13 protein-coding genes are annotated in these 16348 nt (G+C 58.0%); 12 read left to right on the top strand and 1 reads right to left on the bottom strand.

Annotation, left to right across the window (positions count from 1 at the left end):
- Positions 1–164: 164 nt before the first annotated feature.
- From ACQKPC_RS14830 to ACQKPC_RS14775, 12 genes are all read left to right on the top strand, one after another.
- Positions 165–1319, top strand: coding sequence for an outer membrane beta-barrel protein (locus tag ACQKPC_RS14830; protein WP_427625287.1), 1155 nt, complete (start codon positions 165–167; stop codon positions 1317–1319).
- Positions 1320–1336: 17 nt separating this feature from the next.
- Positions 1337–1870, top strand: coding sequence for a polysaccharide biosynthesis/export family protein (locus tag ACQKPC_RS14825; RefSeq protein WP_427625285.1), 534 nt, complete (start codon positions 1337–1339; stop codon positions 1868–1870).
- Between the two features lie 2 nt (positions 1871–1872).
- Positions 1873–4119: a GumC family protein gene (locus ACQKPC_RS14820; protein WP_427625284.1), complete on the top strand. Its 2247-nt coding sequence runs from the start codon at positions 1873–1875 to the stop codon at positions 4117–4119.
- Between the two features lie 142 nt (positions 4120–4261).
- Positions 4262–5653 carry an undecaprenyl-phosphate glucose phosphotransferase gene (locus ACQKPC_RS14815; protein WP_427625283.1) on the top strand — a complete coding sequence of 464 codons (1392 nt, stop codon included), beginning with the start codon at positions 4262–4264 and terminating at the stop codon, positions 5651–5653.
- A 29-nt stretch (positions 5654–5682) separates the two neighbouring features.
- Positions 5683–6390, top strand: a complete 708-nt coding sequence (locus ACQKPC_RS14810) for a WecB/TagA/CpsF family glycosyltransferase (protein WP_427625282.1) — start codon at positions 5683–5685, stop codon at positions 6388–6390.
- A gap of 23 nt (positions 6391–6413) precedes the next feature.
- Complete coding sequence (locus ACQKPC_RS14805; RefSeq protein ID WP_427625281.1) at positions 6414–7493, top strand: glycosyltransferase; 1080 nt, start codon at positions 6414–6416, stop codon at positions 7491–7493.
- The gene (locus ACQKPC_RS14800) at positions 7490–8602 is read left to right on the top strand and encodes a glycosyltransferase (RefSeq protein WP_427625280.1); all 1113 of its coding nucleotides are present in this window, start codon (positions 7490–7492) and stop codon (positions 8600–8602) included. Before ACQKPC_RS14805 ends, ACQKPC_RS14800 begins: the two co-directional genes overlap by 4 nt.
- A gap of 1050 nt (positions 8603–9652) precedes the next feature.
- The gene (locus ACQKPC_RS14795; RefSeq protein WP_427625279.1) at positions 9653–10966 is read left to right on the top strand and encodes an O-antigen ligase family protein; all 1314 of its coding nucleotides are present in this window, start codon (positions 9653–9655) and stop codon (positions 10964–10966) included.
- A gap of 17 nt (positions 10967–10983) precedes the next feature.
- Complete coding sequence (locus tag ACQKPC_RS14790) at positions 10984–11937, top strand: glycosyltransferase family 2 protein (RefSeq protein WP_427625277.1); 954 nt, start codon at positions 10984–10986, stop codon at positions 11935–11937.
- A gap of 13 nt (positions 11938–11950) precedes the next feature.
- Positions 11951–13369, top strand: coding sequence for an oligosaccharide flippase family protein (locus tag ACQKPC_RS14785; RefSeq protein WP_427625276.1), 1419 nt, complete (start codon positions 11951–11953; stop codon positions 13367–13369).
- 83 nt (positions 13370–13452) lie between these two features.
- Entirely contained in the window at positions 13453–14517 is a 1065-nt protein-coding gene (gene galE, locus ACQKPC_RS14780; protein ID WP_427625275.1) for a UDP-glucose 4-epimerase GalE, read from the top strand.
- 8 nt (positions 14518–14525) lie between these two features.
- Complete coding sequence (locus ACQKPC_RS14775) at positions 14526–15986, top strand: family 16 glycosylhydrolase (protein ID WP_427625273.1); 1461 nt, start codon at positions 14526–14528, stop codon at positions 15984–15986.
- On the opposite strand, the gene ACQKPC_RS14770 is transcribed toward ACQKPC_RS14775, so the two are convergent.
- Entirely contained in the window at positions 15961–16293 is a 333-nt protein-coding gene (locus ACQKPC_RS14770) for a hypothetical protein (RefSeq protein ID WP_427625272.1), read from the bottom strand. The two genes, ACQKPC_RS14775 and ACQKPC_RS14770, sit on opposite strands and share 26 nt — an antisense overlap.
- Positions 16294–16348 lie beyond the last annotated feature (55 nt).

Here is a 16348-nt window from a genome sequence, read left to right as displayed (position 1 = left end):
CAACTCAAATTACAGTCTGTTACTGCCAGCACTTCCATGAACTATTGAACCCCACCCCGATTCAACTTAAAACTCCTTATTAATTGCTGCCGGCATTACACAGCCCCATTTACCCACTGTTTTTCCGGTCTATAGTCATTGAACTCACCCCTTGGAGCAATGATATGACTCTCAAGACCCGCGGCCCTTTCGCACTGTTCATGATCTATTTGTGCCCCGGAACGGCCTGGAGTCTTGACCCCCAGTCCATTGATATTTATGGGTTCGACTTCACCCCTACCCTGCTGTTTTCAGAAAGTTATGATGATAATTTCCGCGAACTGGAGCGAGCGCAATCTTCGATGGTGACAAAAGTGGCGCCCACTTTCGAACTCAAGGCTGAAGACCGCAACAGTGCTACCCGACTCATCTGGCAACCTACCCGGTACATTTATCATGACGACTCGGATGCCTCGAATACGGCGCAACGTTTGCGCCTCAATAGCATCATGGAATTCACCGACCGCCATCGACTGAAACTTGATGCGGAAACACGTAAATACGAGCGTACGACGTCGACCGCTGTCGATGGCGTCAATGACAAGATTCGCAGTAACCGCGTCAACGGTCTCTATACCTACGGCGCCAGGAGCGCTGCCAACCAGATTGATCTGGGCGCCAGTTACGCCCAACTTCGATACGACAACTCAGGCGGCATAAACGATGACAAAGAGCGCGATACCGCTGGCCTGACCACCACGTGGTACCACCGCATCGGTAGCAATACACGTGGATTACTGGAATACGACCACACCGTCTTTGATTACGAGTCCAACAGCCGTCTCAACAGCACATCCGATGCGGTCCTCGCCGGTGCCGAATGGGATTTCACCGCACGCACCACCGGCAAAGTCCGTGTTGGTTATGAGCGCAAAAACTTCGACGACAGCGATGTCGATGACCTCAGCAACCCGACCTGGCAAGTGGATCTGCGCTGGAAACCACGCACCTATTCGACCTTCTCGTTTGTTGCCCGCCAGGCCATGGCCGAGGGCGACGACGGTGCTGATGCCGTCAAGACCACCACGGCGCTGGTCGGCTGGCGTCATGGCTGGACCGAACGCATCACCACAGTGGCCGAAGTCGGTCTTGGCCGTTACGAGTACGAGGGGCAGGACCGAACTGACGACCTTCGTGACTACAACCTCGCCGTGGAATACGCAATGCGCCGCTGGCTGGATATCGAGCTGGGCTATCGCTACCGCAACGATGACTCCGATGTCGACAATCAGAGTTTTGAACGCAACATCTTCTTGCTCAGCTTCAACGTAAGTCTCTAAGAGAAGAGGTTTTCCCCATGAACTCGCGAATGCTTGGCTTGTTGTTCGTGCCGTGGCTGTTGCCCGTGACGTTTGCAGCAGACACCGGCGCCCAGTACAAACTGGCAGCCGGCGATGTATTGCGTATCACTGTGTTCGGTGAGCGGGACCTGAGCTTCGAAAAAATCCGCCTCAACGATGCCGGAATGTTTTCCTATCCATTTCTGGGTGACATTGCCGCCAAGGGACTTACGCCCCAGCAGGTAGAAAAGCTCATCGTCGACGGGCTCAAGCAAGGTTATCTGGTCGACCCCAAGGTCAGCCTCAACCTGATCGCCTACCGCTCGTTCTACATCAATGGAGAGGTCCAGAAACCCGGCAGCTATCCGTTCGAACCCGGGCTGACGCTGGAGAAAGCCATCGCCCTGGGCGGCGGCCTGACCGAACGAGCCTCGATCAAGCGGGTGACCATCGTACGCGGCGATGGCTCCCCACCACTGACCGACAACATCCCGCGCAGCACTGCCATTGCCCCCGGTGACACCATCTCCATTGCACAAGGCTTTTTCTGATCATGGACAACAGCCCTAGCCTATATGTCGAACGTCCACTCCAGCCGCGTGTGCCGCAACATCAGCAGTACAGCGAGGAAAAGGACACCATTGACCTGCTCAAGTACTGGAGGGTGATCTGGCGCGCCCATTGGAAAATCTGCTGGTGGGTACTGTTTGGCTGTGTGTTGGCGATGGTTACGCTGTCGTTCATTCCCTCGCAGTACATCGGCAGCACCACGTTGCTGATCAAAGAAAAAACGCCACCGCTGTTGGTCTTCCAGCAAGTCACGGATTCGAGCGCCGGTACCGTCGATTATTTGCAGACACAATTGGCGCTCCTGCAATCGCGCGATCTCGCTGAGCGCGCAGTCAGAAAGCTAAACCTGACCACGCACCCGGTGACTGACCCACGCCAGCAACCGCAGTCATGGTTTGCGCCGCGCAAATGGTTGGCATCGCTTGAACTTGGCCAATGGCTGCCAGTACTGGGCCGTTTGACACCGATGCAGGTGATGCCCACCGAAGCCGAGATTTTCAATCAAGTCACGCAGAACCTCATGCGGCACACCAGCGTCAAATTCGTTGGCAAGAGCCAGCTGATCAAAATAGAAGTGGAACTGCCCGACCCTGGTTTGGCGGCCGCTACTGCCAATGCGATTGCCCAAGGCTTCATCGACAGCCAGCTCGATAACAACCTGAAGTCCTCGCTGACCAATACCAGCTGGATGAACTCACGCCTGATCGAGTTGCGCAATAACCTGCGCAGTGCCGAAGACAAACTTCAGGCTTACCGGGAAGCACAAGGCCTGGTCGACGTCGGTGGTGTCGCCACCATCAGCGCCAATGAACTGGAATTGACCGGCAATCGCATGATCGATGCCCGTCGCAATCTGGCAGAGGCCGAGAGCCAGTTCCGCCAGGTACAGGCCCTGATCAATGGCAACTTGAGCAACCTTTCCAGTGTGCCGGCCGTCTTGAGTAACCCTTTGGTACAGAAATTCCGGGCTCAACAGGCCAAGGCCCAAGCCAAGGTCGAAGAGTTGTCGGGGCGCTACGGTCCAAAACATCCGACCCTTGCCGCCGCTCGCGCCGAGCTGCGCATGGCCACCGACAGTTTGCGGGTGCAGGTTCAGCAGGTGGTTGCCAGCATTGAACATGAGTACCAGCTATCCCGGGCCAATGAAAGCTCACTGCGTAAGTCATTCAACAGCAACAAAGCGCAGCTACAGGATATTTCGCGCAAGGAGTTTCAACTGCGTGAGTTCCAGCGTGAAGTCGACAGCAGCCGCGCGCTGTATGAGACCTTTATCACCCGTTTGAAAGAAACCGCGGCCACCTCAGACATGGACTCCACCAAGGCGCGCATCGTCGACCCTGCAATTGTTCCTCTGGAACCCAGCAAGCCGCGTAAAACACTGATTCTGGCGATTGTCGCCGTCGTGGCTGCGCTGATCGGGGTAGCGCTGGCATTGCTGTCCGAAACCCTGAACAAAACCTTCAAGAGCGACGAAGCCATTGAAAGCACCCTTGACGTTCCCCTGCTCAGCGTAGTGCCGCTGGTCATGAGGAAAAGTCGCCGGCAACTCGCGCGACTGTTCGACGACAATGACCATCCGCGTTTTTGCGAGACCATTCGCAACCTGCGCACCTGGTTGATGCTGCACGGCGGCGACATGCCGTCACAGGTGGTACTTGTTGCCTCGACCATGGCCGAAGAAGGCAAAAGCACCATCGCCAACAACCTGGCCTACTCACTTGCCAAGCTGGAGCGTGTCCTGTTGATCGACGCCGATATGCGCAGACCCAGCCTCTCGCTCAACTTCGATTTCCCGGCAGACAGCCCGGGATTGGCCAACGTCCTGGCGGGCACTGCGCGGCTCGATGACTGTATCCGTTCTGTCGGCAACCTCGACATGCTGCCGGCCGGAAAACTGTCGCCGCCACCGCTGGATCTGCTTGGTTCGTCGCGACTGGCCCCTATGCTTGAGGCGCTGAAGTCGCGGTATCAACGCATCATCATCGATTCCCCGCCGGCACAAATGGTCAGCGATGCACTGTTGCTGGCCAAGCATTCGGATGCGGTGATCTACGTAATCAAGGCCGAAAGCACGCCTGTCAGCGAAGTACAAAAGTGCCTTGCGATACTGCAGCAGAGCCATGCGCCGGTGTTTGGTGTGGTGCTTAACCAGGTTGACCTGAGCAAGGCCCGCAAACAAGGCTACAGCCATTCCGATACGTTCCAGAACTATGACTACCTGTCCAGGTAGCACCTTGCGTCTGTCTCACCCGTAGTCCCCTTCAAACATCTACTAAAAACTGCTTCATCCCAGTCGAGCTATACCAGCGTGCGGGAACGAGGGCGTGCAATTTTTGGCGCCGATGTCCAACCCATGCCCGGAGGTTACGCCGATGACATCGCTCTACGCCGCTCAAATGACGCGCCGCCGAGGTCTGACCTTCTGGGGCCAATGGCTGTGCGCGCTCAGTCTGGTCAACCTGCTGCTGATGTTGCTGGTGTATTGGCGCGTCGGCAGCCTGACCAGTGAATACCGTGTGCTGATGATTCTCACCGTGCTCGGTTCGGTGCCGATCTACAGCGTCATGCAGGTTTATCACAAGCGTCATGAATGGTTGTCAGGGCTCGCACGGTTGCTGGCGGCCTGGATGATCTTGCTGGCCGTGCTGATCAGCATTGCCTTCGTCACCCAGACCAGCGTGATTTTCTCGCGTCAGGTGATCATCGTCTGGGCCGTATTGGGTTACCTGATCCAGGCGGCGAGCTTTTTGCCCCTGCATTACCTGGCCCGCCTGCATTCACACAAGCTCTGCAACGAGCGCCGCGCGGTGATCATCGGGACGTGTCCGACCGCACATACGCTGGCGAGAAAACTGTCCAGGCGCAATCGCGTACCGCTGCTGGGTTTTATCGCAACCGCCGACCACACCGGCCCGGCCCCGAGCATTCTGCCGCTGCTGGGGCGTATCGACGAGGTTCGCGAAATCATCACCCGCCTGCACGTACGCCGCGTCTATATCGTTTTGCCGATGGCACAAGCCGCCATCATCGAGGCGCTGTACATCGATCTTCTGGACGTGAATGTCGACGTGGTCTGGATCCCGGATTTCGGCAGCATGGTGCTGCTCAATCATTCGATCTCGGAAATAGAGCGAATGCCCGCCATCTACCTCAATGAAAGCCTGATCAGTTCGCACCCCGGCAGCCTGCTCTGCAAAGAACTGTTCGAACGTAGCCTGGCCGCCGTGTCCATTATCGTGCTCAGCCCCTTGCTGCTGATCGTGGCGGCCGCCGTGAAGCTGTCTTCGCCCGGCCCGGTGCTGTTCAAACAAAATCGCTACGGCTGCAACTCTGAGGTGATCAAGGTCTGGAAGTTCCGGACGATGCGTGTGCACGACGACAACGAAGTGCGTCAGGCCACCCGCGATGATGAGCGCATCACCCCGCTTGGGCGCTTTTTGCGCCGTAGTTCCATTGATGAACTACCACAACTGTTCAACGTGCTCTTCGGCGAAATGGCCCTGGTCGGCCCGCGACCGCACGCCGTCACGCACAACATTTATTACACCGGCAAAGTTCGCGCCTACATGGCCCGTCATCGCCTCAAGCCGGGCATCACCGGTCTGGCCCAGATCACCGGGCATAGAGGTGAAACCCAGACGCTGGAAAAAATGCAGCAGCGCGTCGCCCAGGACCTCAACTACATCAACCAATGGTCGCTGTGGCTGGACATCAAGATTCTGGTCAAGACGCCTTTTACGTTGTTCTCAAAAGACATCTATTAATAGGGTCGGTTGACCCTGAGGCCCAGCCCATGATCGACCTGGAATTAATCGGGCATTACGCACCCAATCTGCTGGACGCCAACAAGGCATTTTCCTTCATCAATTTTGCGTCCGTCGGCGGTCTGCTCGACCGCCCCCCGACTTCCATCGCCTATTTTTGCGACGGCATGCTGATGTCGACCTTCATGTCGCGCATCACCGGGCGCACGATCGGCCGGGTCAGCTTCGACTTCACGTCCATCGCCGATTCTGTGTTCAGCTATGCCGAGAAACACGGCAAGCGCCTCTATTTTGTCGGTGCCCTTCAAGCCGAACTGGACCTGTTCCTCAATAAGATCAAGGCTCGCTACCCCGCCCTGATTATCGCCGGTCATCACAATGGCTATTTCGATGCAGCACAGGCCACGTGCATCCTGGCAGACATCTGTCGCAGTGAAGCGAACATCCTGATCGTAGGCCTGGGCGCCGGGCTTCAGGAACAGTTCGAGCAGGATGCCCTGCGTGCCGGCTTCAACGGTGTGGCATTCACCTGTGGCGGTTTCATTCGCCAAGAGGCCACGGCAACGCATGATTATTACCCTGAACTGATCAACCGCCTGCATCTGCGCGCGTTCTATCGGATGTACCGCGAACCGCACACCATCAAACGCTACCTGATCGATTACCCGACCAATTTTGTTCATCTGTTGGTGATGATCATCCGGCGAAAAGTGACCATCAATATAACTTATCCCTGAACATCCAGTACCGAGCCACGACCATGCATATCCTGTTCACTCTCAAGGACTTCAAGCCCGATGGTGGCCTCGAGCGTGTTCAGCAACGCCTGGCCAGACAGTTTCTGAAAGATGGTCAGCGTGTCAGTTATTTCGTCATGAATGGCGACACGCCAGACGATGAAGGAACGGCCACGCTCAATGGCGGCGGCAATGGAATCGTCGGCCTGCTCAAGTCCATCGTATTGCTGCGCCGGATTATTCGTCGCGAACAAGTGACTCACCTCATCGCCGCCAAAGAACAAGCCAACCTCTGCACCTGGTTTGCGACCTTGGGTAGCCCCTGCAAGGTCATCTATAGCCGTCATGCAGCACTGGATTGCGGTGAACAAAAAATCAGCCCCGCCACCCTGCGCCTGCTCTATGCGTTGTACCTCTGCGGCAACGGCCAGGTAGTGACGGTTTCCAACGGCTTGCGCCAATCCCTCTCTGACCTGGTGCCCTGGGGTCGCGAACGCATTCGTTATTGCCCCAATGCAGTGGTCACTGAGCAACTGCTCAGTGCCGCACAGACGCCCATGTCCACCGGTTTGCCGGCGCAGTTCTGGCTGGCAGTGGGACGGCTGATAGAACCGAAAGGTTTCCACCTGCTGCTCGATGCCTATGCCATAGCCTTGCACAGCGCCGCGCTGCCGGATCTGGTGATCATCGGCGATGGCCCGCAACACGCTGCGCTGACCTCACAGGCCAGCCGCCTGGGCATCGAGGACCGTGTGCATTTCACCGGTTTCCTGAGCAATCCCTACCCTTTTATCAGGCAGGCAAAACTGCTGATCCTGAGTTCGTTTCATGAGGGCTTGCCGACCGTGCTGATCGAAGCCCTGGCGCTGGGCACCCCTGTGTTGGCCTGCGACTGTGAAACCGGGCCCCGGGAACTGCTTGATAACGGCCGCCTTGGCGATCTGGTCAAGGTCAATGATGTACCAGCGCTGGCCGAAGGGATGTTGCGCAGCCTGATCTCGCCAAGCCAGGCGACGCCACGCGGTGAAATGGCCGCTGAAGCCGTCCGACAGTACACCAGTCAACATGCCGCGCAAGCGTATTACCAGGTTTGGAATCAATGAAAAGGCTGCTGATTATTCTGCAGGACTTGAGCGGGGGCGGCGCCGAAAAAATGATGGCGCGGCTCGCCGGTGCGCTGACTGACGCAGGCAATGACGTGACCTTGTTGATGCTCACCGGCACAGGTGTGAACTCGGCATACCTCGACCCCCGGGTCAAACAGGTGCAGTTGCACAGTGCGCGCAGCTCCAGAGCAGTGCCGGCGCTGGCACGCTTTCTTCGCCACAATCGCTTTGACGCACAACTGGCCGCCCTCACCCATGTCAATGTCGTAGCCATCGCCGCGGCTGCGCTGTCAGGTACGCTGGCGCGCCTGCATGTCAGCGAACGCAACGCGTTTTCCCATGACAGACACGTCAATCCCGCGCTGATGGTGCGTATCGCCTATCTGTTGGCACCACTGCTGTATCGGCTCATTCCCAATCCGGTGATCTGCGTCTCGCGCGGTGTTGCTCAGGACCTGGTCGACACCACCATCACGCGCCCGCAGGATGTCACCATTGCTGACAACCCGGTACTCGACAACGATTTTCGCGACAAGACGCCGGGACGTCCAAACCACCGCTGGCTGTCGAAAAAAACCACCCCGGTAGTTGTCGCCGTAGGTCGCCTGGCACGGCAAAAAGGCTTTGACGTATTGCTCGATGCCTTTGCCCGATTAGCCGATCCCAGTGTTCGATTGATCATTTTCGGCGAAGGCGCGCTCAGAGCCGAGTTGCTGGCGCAGGCAGTCACCTTGGGCGTGGCCGACCGCTTCGATCTGCCGGGCTATACCAACGATCCATTGGCGGAGGTGGCCGCGGCCGATTGCTTTGTGCTGTCGTCGCGTTTCGAGGGCAGTCCCAACGCGCTGGTCGAGGCCATGTCCACGGGCACCCCGGTGGTATCGACCCACTGCCCCTATGGCCCGCAAGAGATTCTCGACAATGGCGCGATCGCCCCGCTGGTGGCGGTCGACGACCCTGACGCACTGGCACAGGCGATCACCGTGGAACTGACGTTGTCTCGTGATGCAAACCGTCAGGCACGCATCGATGCCGCTGCCCGTTTTGTGAGTGCCTGCGCGGCGAAGACCTATCTCGATGTCTTGCTAGGGGGCGTTTTAAACTAGTTCCGCGCCGGGGCTGGTGCTGTGGTAAGGCCGATTTTGAGGGGGTACATATCCGTTGCTGCGGTCACGGCGGCTATTGGTTCCGCTCTTACAGCGGGTCACTTTGGAAAAGCGCCAAAGTAACCAAAGCGCTTCTGCCCCTTTCGTTCGGTGCCTCGCCTAGGCTCGGCATGCCCTCGCTCCGGTCCTGCTCCGTGGGCCCGCCGCGATCGGCCATCCATGGCCGTGCGCGGCTAACCCGGCATCCATGCCGGGTTGCCCACTGCGCAGAACCTCCACTCGGCCTCTCGAGGGGGCGGTGCGTCAACATCAAAAGCTGCAGGCGAGCTAACGCTCGGCCTGTTGAGTGGTGAAAGGCAAGGCGGATGTGCTCTGATTTTTTGTGGGAGCTGGCTTGTCGGGTCGCCGCATCGCTGCGATGGCGGCCTGACAGCTGACCAGTCTCTTGCAGATGCACATCATCCCGGTGGGAGCTGGCTTGCCTGCGAAGGCGACCTGTCAACCGACCAATCTTCCCCGGATGTACCCGGTCCAACTGTGGGAGCGAGCCTGCTCGCGATGCTGTTGATCTTGCCGTTGCCGTTGCTTTGGCTTTTGATCTTGATCTTGATCTGCCGCCCCTTTCCCAGAGGCCGAACGCAGGCGTTGCGTAGGGGGCACCGCGGCAGGGATGCCGCGGTAGCCGCCCCCGGCCATGGATGGCCGATGGCGGCGGGCCCCCGGAGCAATGCCTTCGTTATGGCATGCCGAGCCTAGGCGAGGCACCGAATGGCGGGGCAAAAAGCGCTTTGGTTACTTTCGCGCTTTTCGAAAGTGACTCGCTGTAAGAGCGAAACCATAGGCGGCCGTTACCGCAGAAACGGATATGTACCCGATCAAAGAGCCCAGTCGACAATCAGGCCGCCTTCGCGGGCAAGCCTCGCTCCTACAACACCAGGCCTCGACAGTAACTCTCCGAAGCCCAAGAGATATGTAGATACCCATGCCGTTCTAACACGACAACACGGCGGGGAAACTAATTGAGAACGCCCCCCTGGGGAGCCAATCGTCATGAACAAACTGGAAGTCAGGTACACCACCCTGCGCGACGCTTTCACATTGTTCGGCGTGCTGTTCTATACCCAGGTCATCGGATTTTTTTTCGGGTTGGCCGATACGTCGAATATGGACGCCGCCGAAAAAGACCTCGAAGGCAACGTGGTCAACCAGATCTGTGGCCTGATCACCCTGCTGGTTCCGCTGCTCTTCTTCATCCGCAACAAGGTCTTCATCAGCAAAAGCTTTTACAGGAACAACACCTTCCTGCTGATATTCATGCTCAGCCTGGCCGTATCGATCAGTTGGTCCTACGACCCGATGTTGAGTTTAAAACGGTTTGTGGCGCTGATCAGCGTGGTGTTCTTTGCAGGTTTCATTGCCTACAACTACAGCCTCGAGAAAATCGCTTTCATGCTCGGCTGCACCATCGGCGCGATAGCGCTGTTCGGTTTGATATTCGCGCTGGTAAGGCCCGACATCGTCTTCATCGATGGCGGCATTCGTGACGGTGCGTTCAAGGGGATTTTCCCGGAAAAAAATGCCGCTGCCCGGCTCAACGCGATCGCCATTCTGTTACTGCTGCCGATGATCCGTCAGCGCAATCCCTGGGCCATCGTCTTCTCATTATTCTCGCTGATCGCGATTGCGCTGGCCCAATCTGCCACGGCAATCGCACTGATTGTTGCCGGCACCGTGAGCTATTGGTACTTCCTCACGCTGATTCGCTTGCACATCAACCGCTCACTGACAGCATTCCTCGCTACCACATTCATCTATGTGCTGATCTGCCTGTTTTTATACGGCAATTACACCCTGCTGCTGGAACTGATGGGGCGTGACGCATCACTCACCGACCGCACGCTGATCTGGGGCTTGCTCACACCGCTGATCGACGCCGAATTCCTCAAGGGTTACGGCTTCGGTGCTTTCTGGTCCAGCCCGGGTGCCGAGGCATTCATCAACCGCTGGGGTTACATCGGCAATGCCCACAGCGGCTACGTGGAGACCTTGCTCAACGGCGGTGTCATCCAGCTGACAGCGCTGATCCTGATGCTGATCGAGGCGTTGATCAAACACTACCGGGCCGTGGTAGCGGATCAGTCGGCGCGGTTTCACGCCAGCGCAATGGTCATCGTCGCAGCGTTCATGCTCACCAACTATGTGGCGTATGTCGTTCCCAACTACCGCTGCGCAGAGTTTCTGGTGTTCTGCGTCCTCGCCCTGTCCTTGCGGCATCACCACGCGACATACCCCGAGTTGTCACGGCCAACCCTGGGTCAGCGTCCGCCTGGCAAGGCATTACCACGCGACTCAGCCAATGCGTAACAGAAGGAGAAATAACCATGCCAGACCAAGCCCCCTCTTCACCCCCCACAGTATGCGTCGTGATCGCAATGTACAACGGCGCCGACAGCATCGAGCAAACACTGGCGTCCGTGGCCGGGCAAACCCGACTGCCCGATCACGTCATCGTCATCGACGATGGCTCCACCGATGATGGACCACAACGCGTCAAGGACTTTGCGGCGCCGTTTCGCCTGACGCTGTTGCATCAAGCCAACGAAGGCCAGGCCAGCGCCCGCAACCACGGACTGCAGCACACTGAAGAGACTTATGTGGCGTTTCTCGATGCCGATGACAGATGGTATCCGCAAAAGCTGGAGCGACAACTGGCACTGTTTGAGGAACTGAGTCGTCAGGGACGGCCGGTGGCGCTGATAGATTGCTACGTGAACAACGACTACAGCGACGGTACGCGAATACTGGAAAACCGGCAAAAAAACGGTAGGCATTTCGACGATTTCATTCGTGCCAACGTCCTCAATGGCGTGTCCTCCGCGATGGCCAGACGTGATGTGATCATGCAACTCGGCGGCTTCAATGCCAGCCTGCGTTACTCCGAAGACCGTTTCATGTGGACCCGGATCGCCGAACACTGGGAGGTTCACACCGTGCCAGAGGTGCTGATGCAGCGCATGGTCAACAGCGGCAACATGACCGCGCAACCGACAAGGTACTACCCGTACAAGATCAGGTTCATCGAAGCGTTCCTCGCCCACTTTGGCCCGCAGCTGAGCAAGCAGCAACGGATCGATTTCGCGCTGGGCGCCCACTCCGACTTTCTCGAACTGTTTTCCCGCAGAGGCGAGCATGCCCAGGTGATCGATGTGTACCGGCGAATGCTGGAGTACTCCTGGCAAACGCTGATCTTCAGGAACGGCAAACCGACATTGCGCTTGCTCTATGCATGCGTCCAGTCATTGCGCAAGGCAGTTGCGTCAACCACCGCTCATTGAGCCGGTATCCGCCATGGCCAATCACCGTCTGGTTAAATTGATCTGGATTTTCACCGAGAAATTCGGCCTGGTTTTCCTGTCGATGATTACCTTTGTCGCGTATGCCAGGCTGCTGTCGCCCACAGAGTTGGGTGTGGGAACGGTCATCATTGCCATCGTCGAGTTGATCGGCATGATGTATTCCTCGGTTCTGGAAGACCCGCTGGTACGACTCGAGCGGCTGGAAGACAAACACATCGCCACAGCCTTCTGGGCGTCGGTACTCGTCAGCCTGGCGTCCATCGTCGTCATCTCGGGCGCGGCGATTCTGTACACGCCTCACCCGATGCTGCAATGGATGACGGCGGTGGCCTCGGTAAAAATCCTGTTCACCATGATGGCGCGGGTCTATGTGGCGCAAATGCGCCGTAGCGGCAACTTCAGGATGCTGGCCTCGCGCACGCTGCTGGGCAAGGTATGTGGTGGCGTGGGCGGCATCGCTGTCGCGCTCTGGGGATTGGGCGCCTGGGCGGTCATTGCTCAGGCACTGATCATGGAGTTCGTGTCCGTTATCGTATTGATGCGCGCAGACCCGCGCCGCATTGCCTTTTACATTGACGGCCCGCTCCTGCGCGAACTGTTGAGGGCCGGCGCACCGGTTGCCGTCAATGCGCTGAGTTCGCAAACGCTACAGCGCGGGGTCACCGTCATCCTGGGCATGACGGCCGGCACCAACGCGGTTGGCATGTTCAACATGGCGATGCGCATCATCGATCTGCCGCGCACGGCGATCTATCACGGCCTGATCAGCTATGCGCTGCCGGTGTTTGCCCGACGCAGCGCCGATCCATCGCGGTTGCGCGAGATCATCAGCGACTCGACCGCCGTCAGCTGCTTCCTGCTGACCCCCCTGTTCATCGGCATCGCACTCACGGCGCACGATCTGATCCTGTTGATCTTCGGCGCCAAATGGACCGAGGCCATTGTGCTGCTGCAAGTGCTTGCGTGCACGGCAGCCATCGGTAATACCGCCATGTACGCCACGACCGCACTGGTCGCGGTCAATTGCAGCCACCTGACCATCAAGGCCGAAGTGGCAACCACCGTATTGGCACTGGCGCTGGTCTATGGCTTCGGCAGCCTCTATGGCGGCATGGCCGCCGCCCTCGCCCTGCTGGTCCGGATGGCGATCATCACGCCACTGCAAATCCGCGGGTTGAACAGTGCAATCGGCTATGGCTGGCGGCGATTTTTCGAAACCAACTATCGCAGCGTGATTGCTTCGCTCGTCATGGCAGCGATCGTCCTGATGGTTTCTTCCCGCCTGGGTGTTCAGGGCTACTTGCACCTGATCTGCAGCATCGTGGTTGGCGCGCTGAGTTATGCCGTGGCGTATAGCGTGATGCATCCGCGCTGGCCGCAAGAATTCAAATCGGTTTTCACCACCCGCTGAGAGGACGCACCCGACAACCTTTTCCCTTCCCGGACCCCATTCTCCTGACTCGTGCAATTTCCTTGTGACAGGAACGCCTCATCATGCACAAAACCACGTTGATTACCGGCGGGGCCGGATACATCGGCTCCCATACCACCCTGACCCTGATTGACGCCGGTCGACAGGTGCTGGTCCTCGATAACCTGTGTAACAGCTGCCGCGAATCGCTCACGCGCCTGGAGTATCTGACTCGCAAACGAGTCGATTTCATTGAAGGCGATATTCGCGATAGCCACCTGCTCGACGATATCTTCAGCCGCTACGACATTGATGCCGTGGTGCACTTTGCCGGCCTCAAATCCGTCGAGGAAAGCGTTCGCAAGCCGCTGGATTATTACGCCAACAACGTGGTTGGCACGCTCAACCTCTGCCATGCGATGGCCCGGTTTGAGATCTTCAAACTGGTGTTCAGCTCGTCGGCCACTGTGTATGGCGCCCCCCGACAGATACCGCTCATCGAAGACATGGGCGCAGGCAAACCGATCAATCCCTACGGCCGCACCAAGCTGCTGATCGAAGAGTTGCTCACCGACCTGTGCCTGTCCAATCCGCAATGGAGCATTGCGGTGTTGCGCTACTTCAACCCGATTGGTGCTCACGCAAGCGGGCTGATCGGAGAAAACCCCAATGGCAGGCCCAACAACCTGCTGCCTTGCCTGACACGGGTCGCGTTGAGGCAAGTGCCCGAACTCATGGTGTACGGCAGCGACTACCCCACTGTCGACGGAACGTGCGTGCGCGATTACGTCCATGTGCTCGACGTTGCCGATGGCCATCTCAAAGCGTTGCGGGCGTTGCAGAACACAAACGGCATCCACGTCTGGAACCTGGGAACAGGCATTGGCCATAGCGTGCTGCAGATCATCCACAGCTTCGAGAACATTACCGGTATTACCATCCCCTTCCGGTTCGCACCGCGCCGCGACGGCGATATCGCCGAATGCTGGGCCGACCCCACCAAGGCCGGGCGTGATCTAGGCTGGTACGCACAGCGCGACCTGATGCAAATGATCATCGACACCTGGCGATGGCAATTGTCTAACCCGCATGGGTACCACTCCCAACCCGGATTGGCGGCATCGCCTGCGTTGAAGCAATGGATATGAGCAGGTTCATGCTTTTGGCGACCCTGCTATCGATCGTTTGCAACGCATCGGGTGGTACTCCCCCGCCGCAGGCCAACGGCCTGGTGCTGTGGCTCGACGCCGCCGACGCGTCGAAAATGTCCCTCGATGCCCAGAACCACCTCCTGCGGTGGCACGACAAGTCCGGCGAAGCCAATGACGTTACCGTAGACAATGGCGCAGACGCCGCACTCCCGCAGCGTGTGGAGAACGCCATGAATGGCCATCCGGTGGTGCGCTTGAGTGGTACTTCAGCCTTCCTTGGCAAGGCCATTCGTACGGCAAAAGGCCCTGTTACCCTATTGATCGTGTCACGCAGACTAACCGGGCAAAGCGGCGGCGAGACCTGGCAGCGACTGTTCAGTTCGCGCCCGATAATCGCCGATAACGACAACGTGCCGCCGAACTTCGCGATCAGCGTGCAACAGCGCACCGCCTACGATCCGACCCTCTTCGTCCTGGAACTCAACGACGTGCCCATCGGCCCGTATGCGGTGGGGCGCAACGTAGTCGGCAGCGTCGAACATTTGCGCGGCGACATCGCCGAAATACTGATGTACGACCGGCACCTGGCCTCCCTGGAGGAACGGCAGCGCGTATTTCAGTACCTGGCAAACAAGTGGTCCGTCGCCCTCCCCAAGGCTGCCGATTCCTGGACCCGCGTCGGCCCGCTGGGAACGATACCGGAACGGACCAACACCGGACTGCCGCTGTCCGATCAGGGCAATGCCGGCCAGTGGATGCTGGACACACGATTCTCCGACGACTTCGATGACGCGACCCTTAACGCCAGTCGCTGGCACGTCAACAATGCCACCGGCACCGACTCGCTCGGGCGCAAGCCGGCGCTGTTCATGCCGGACAACGCTTACCTGAGCGATGGCCATCTGAACATCGTTTTCCGCAAGCAAACCTTGCCGCAAAAGTACGTAAGACTCGGCTTTGAAGGTTACAGCTCGGCGATGATCCGAACGATTGAGCGCAGTTTTTACGGCTACTACGAAGCCCGCGCCAAACCGATGGACTCGGCAGGTTCCAGCGCTTTTTGGCTCGCATGGACGGGGCTTGCCGACAATGCCACGGAAATCGATATTTTCGAAATCGGCGGAAAAACCAAAAACGCCTCCTTCGACCGTCGGTACAACATGAACGCCCACGTTTGGGCCACGCCGCAAAGCACCGAGCATTTGAGCGATGGCAGCAGCTGGATCAGCCCTTGGCGGCTGGCCAGCGCATTCCATATCTACGGTTTCGATTGGCAGCCCGACACATTGCGCTGGTACGTCGACGGCGTACTGGTGCGCGAGGCAAAGAACACCCACTGGTTCTTCCCCATGCATATCCTCTTTGACAGCGAGGCCATGTGGAATTGGTTCGGCGTTGTCGACGACGCCGATCTGCCCTCCATCTTCAGCGTGGACTACCTCAAGGTGTGGCGGCGCGGTAGATAGTCGCAACTCGACCGGTTTTCTTGAAAGGCCCCAACCGCTTTTCACCGGAGCCAGGCATTACCAAAAATCCAGGAACACCCCCATAAAAGAGGTCGCAACAATGAACGGTACGATAACTTCCGATCAAGCGATAGCCTGCCTGAATCTGGCGCTTGAGCGTAACAAACAACTGTTCAGCGACGCCTATCACTTGAGCCACGCCGCCCTTGACCTTCTCGATCAGCCCCACATGGACGCGGAAAAGTTCACCCAGTATCAGAGGAAAAGACGGCAGGCCGATCTTAAATACCTGGAAGCTATCGAGCACTTGCGATTAATCATGGCGCAATACCCTGTCCATCTCTTCTCTGCGCAGAACTCAA

Origin of the sequence: Pseudomonas sp. NPDC089918, assembly GCF_050280605.1 — a bacterium.
Lineage (GTDB): Bacteria > Pseudomonadota > Gammaproteobacteria > Pseudomonadales > Pseudomonadaceae > Aquipseudomonas.
The sequence above is the reverse complement of the archived record's forward strand: the minus strand, read 5'-3'. Positions and strand labels throughout refer to the sequence as shown.

Excerpts from the sequence above, each read along its gene's own strand:
- ACQKPC_RS14775 (WP_427625273.1), top strand. The coding sequence starts at position 14,526 with ATGCTTTTGGCGACCCTGCTATCGATCGTTTGCAACGCATCGGGTGGT.
- ACQKPC_RS14800 (WP_427625280.1), top strand. The coding sequence starts at position 7,490 with ATGAAAAGGCTGCTGATTATTCTGCAGGACTTGAGCGGGGGCGGCGCC.
- ACQKPC_RS14820 (WP_427625284.1), top strand. The coding sequence starts at position 1,873 with ATGGACAACAGCCCTAGCCTATATGTCGAACGTCCACTCCAGCCGCGT.
- ACQKPC_RS14810 (WP_427625282.1), top strand. The coding sequence starts at position 5,683 with ATGATCGACCTGGAATTAATCGGGCATTACGCACCCAATCTGCTGGAC.
- ACQKPC_RS14815 (WP_427625283.1), top strand. The coding sequence starts at position 4,262 with ATGACATCGCTCTACGCCGCTCAAATGACGCGCCGCCGAGGTCTGACC.
- ACQKPC_RS14805 (WP_427625281.1), top strand. The coding sequence starts at position 6,414 with ATGCATATCCTGTTCACTCTCAAGGACTTCAAGCCCGATGGTGGCCTC.
- ACQKPC_RS14790 (WP_427625277.1), top strand. The coding sequence starts at position 10,984 with ATGCCAGACCAAGCCCCCTCTTCACCCCCCACAGTATGCGTCGTGATC.
- ACQKPC_RS14795 (WP_427625279.1), top strand. The coding sequence starts at position 9,653 with ATGAACAAACTGGAAGTCAGGTACACCACCCTGCGCGACGCTTTCACA.
- ACQKPC_RS14785 (WP_427625276.1), top strand. The coding sequence starts at position 11,951 with ATGGCCAATCACCGTCTGGTTAAATTGATCTGGATTTTCACCGAGAAA.
- galE (WP_427625275.1), top strand. The coding sequence starts at position 13,453 with ATGCACAAAACCACGTTGATTACCGGCGGGGCCGGATACATCGGCTCC.
- ACQKPC_RS14825 (WP_427625285.1), top strand. The coding sequence starts at position 1,337 with ATGAACTCGCGAATGCTTGGCTTGTTGTTCGTGCCGTGGCTGTTGCCC.
- ACQKPC_RS14830 (WP_427625287.1), top strand. The coding sequence starts at position 165 with ATGACTCTCAAGACCCGCGGCCCTTTCGCACTGTTCATGATCTATTTG.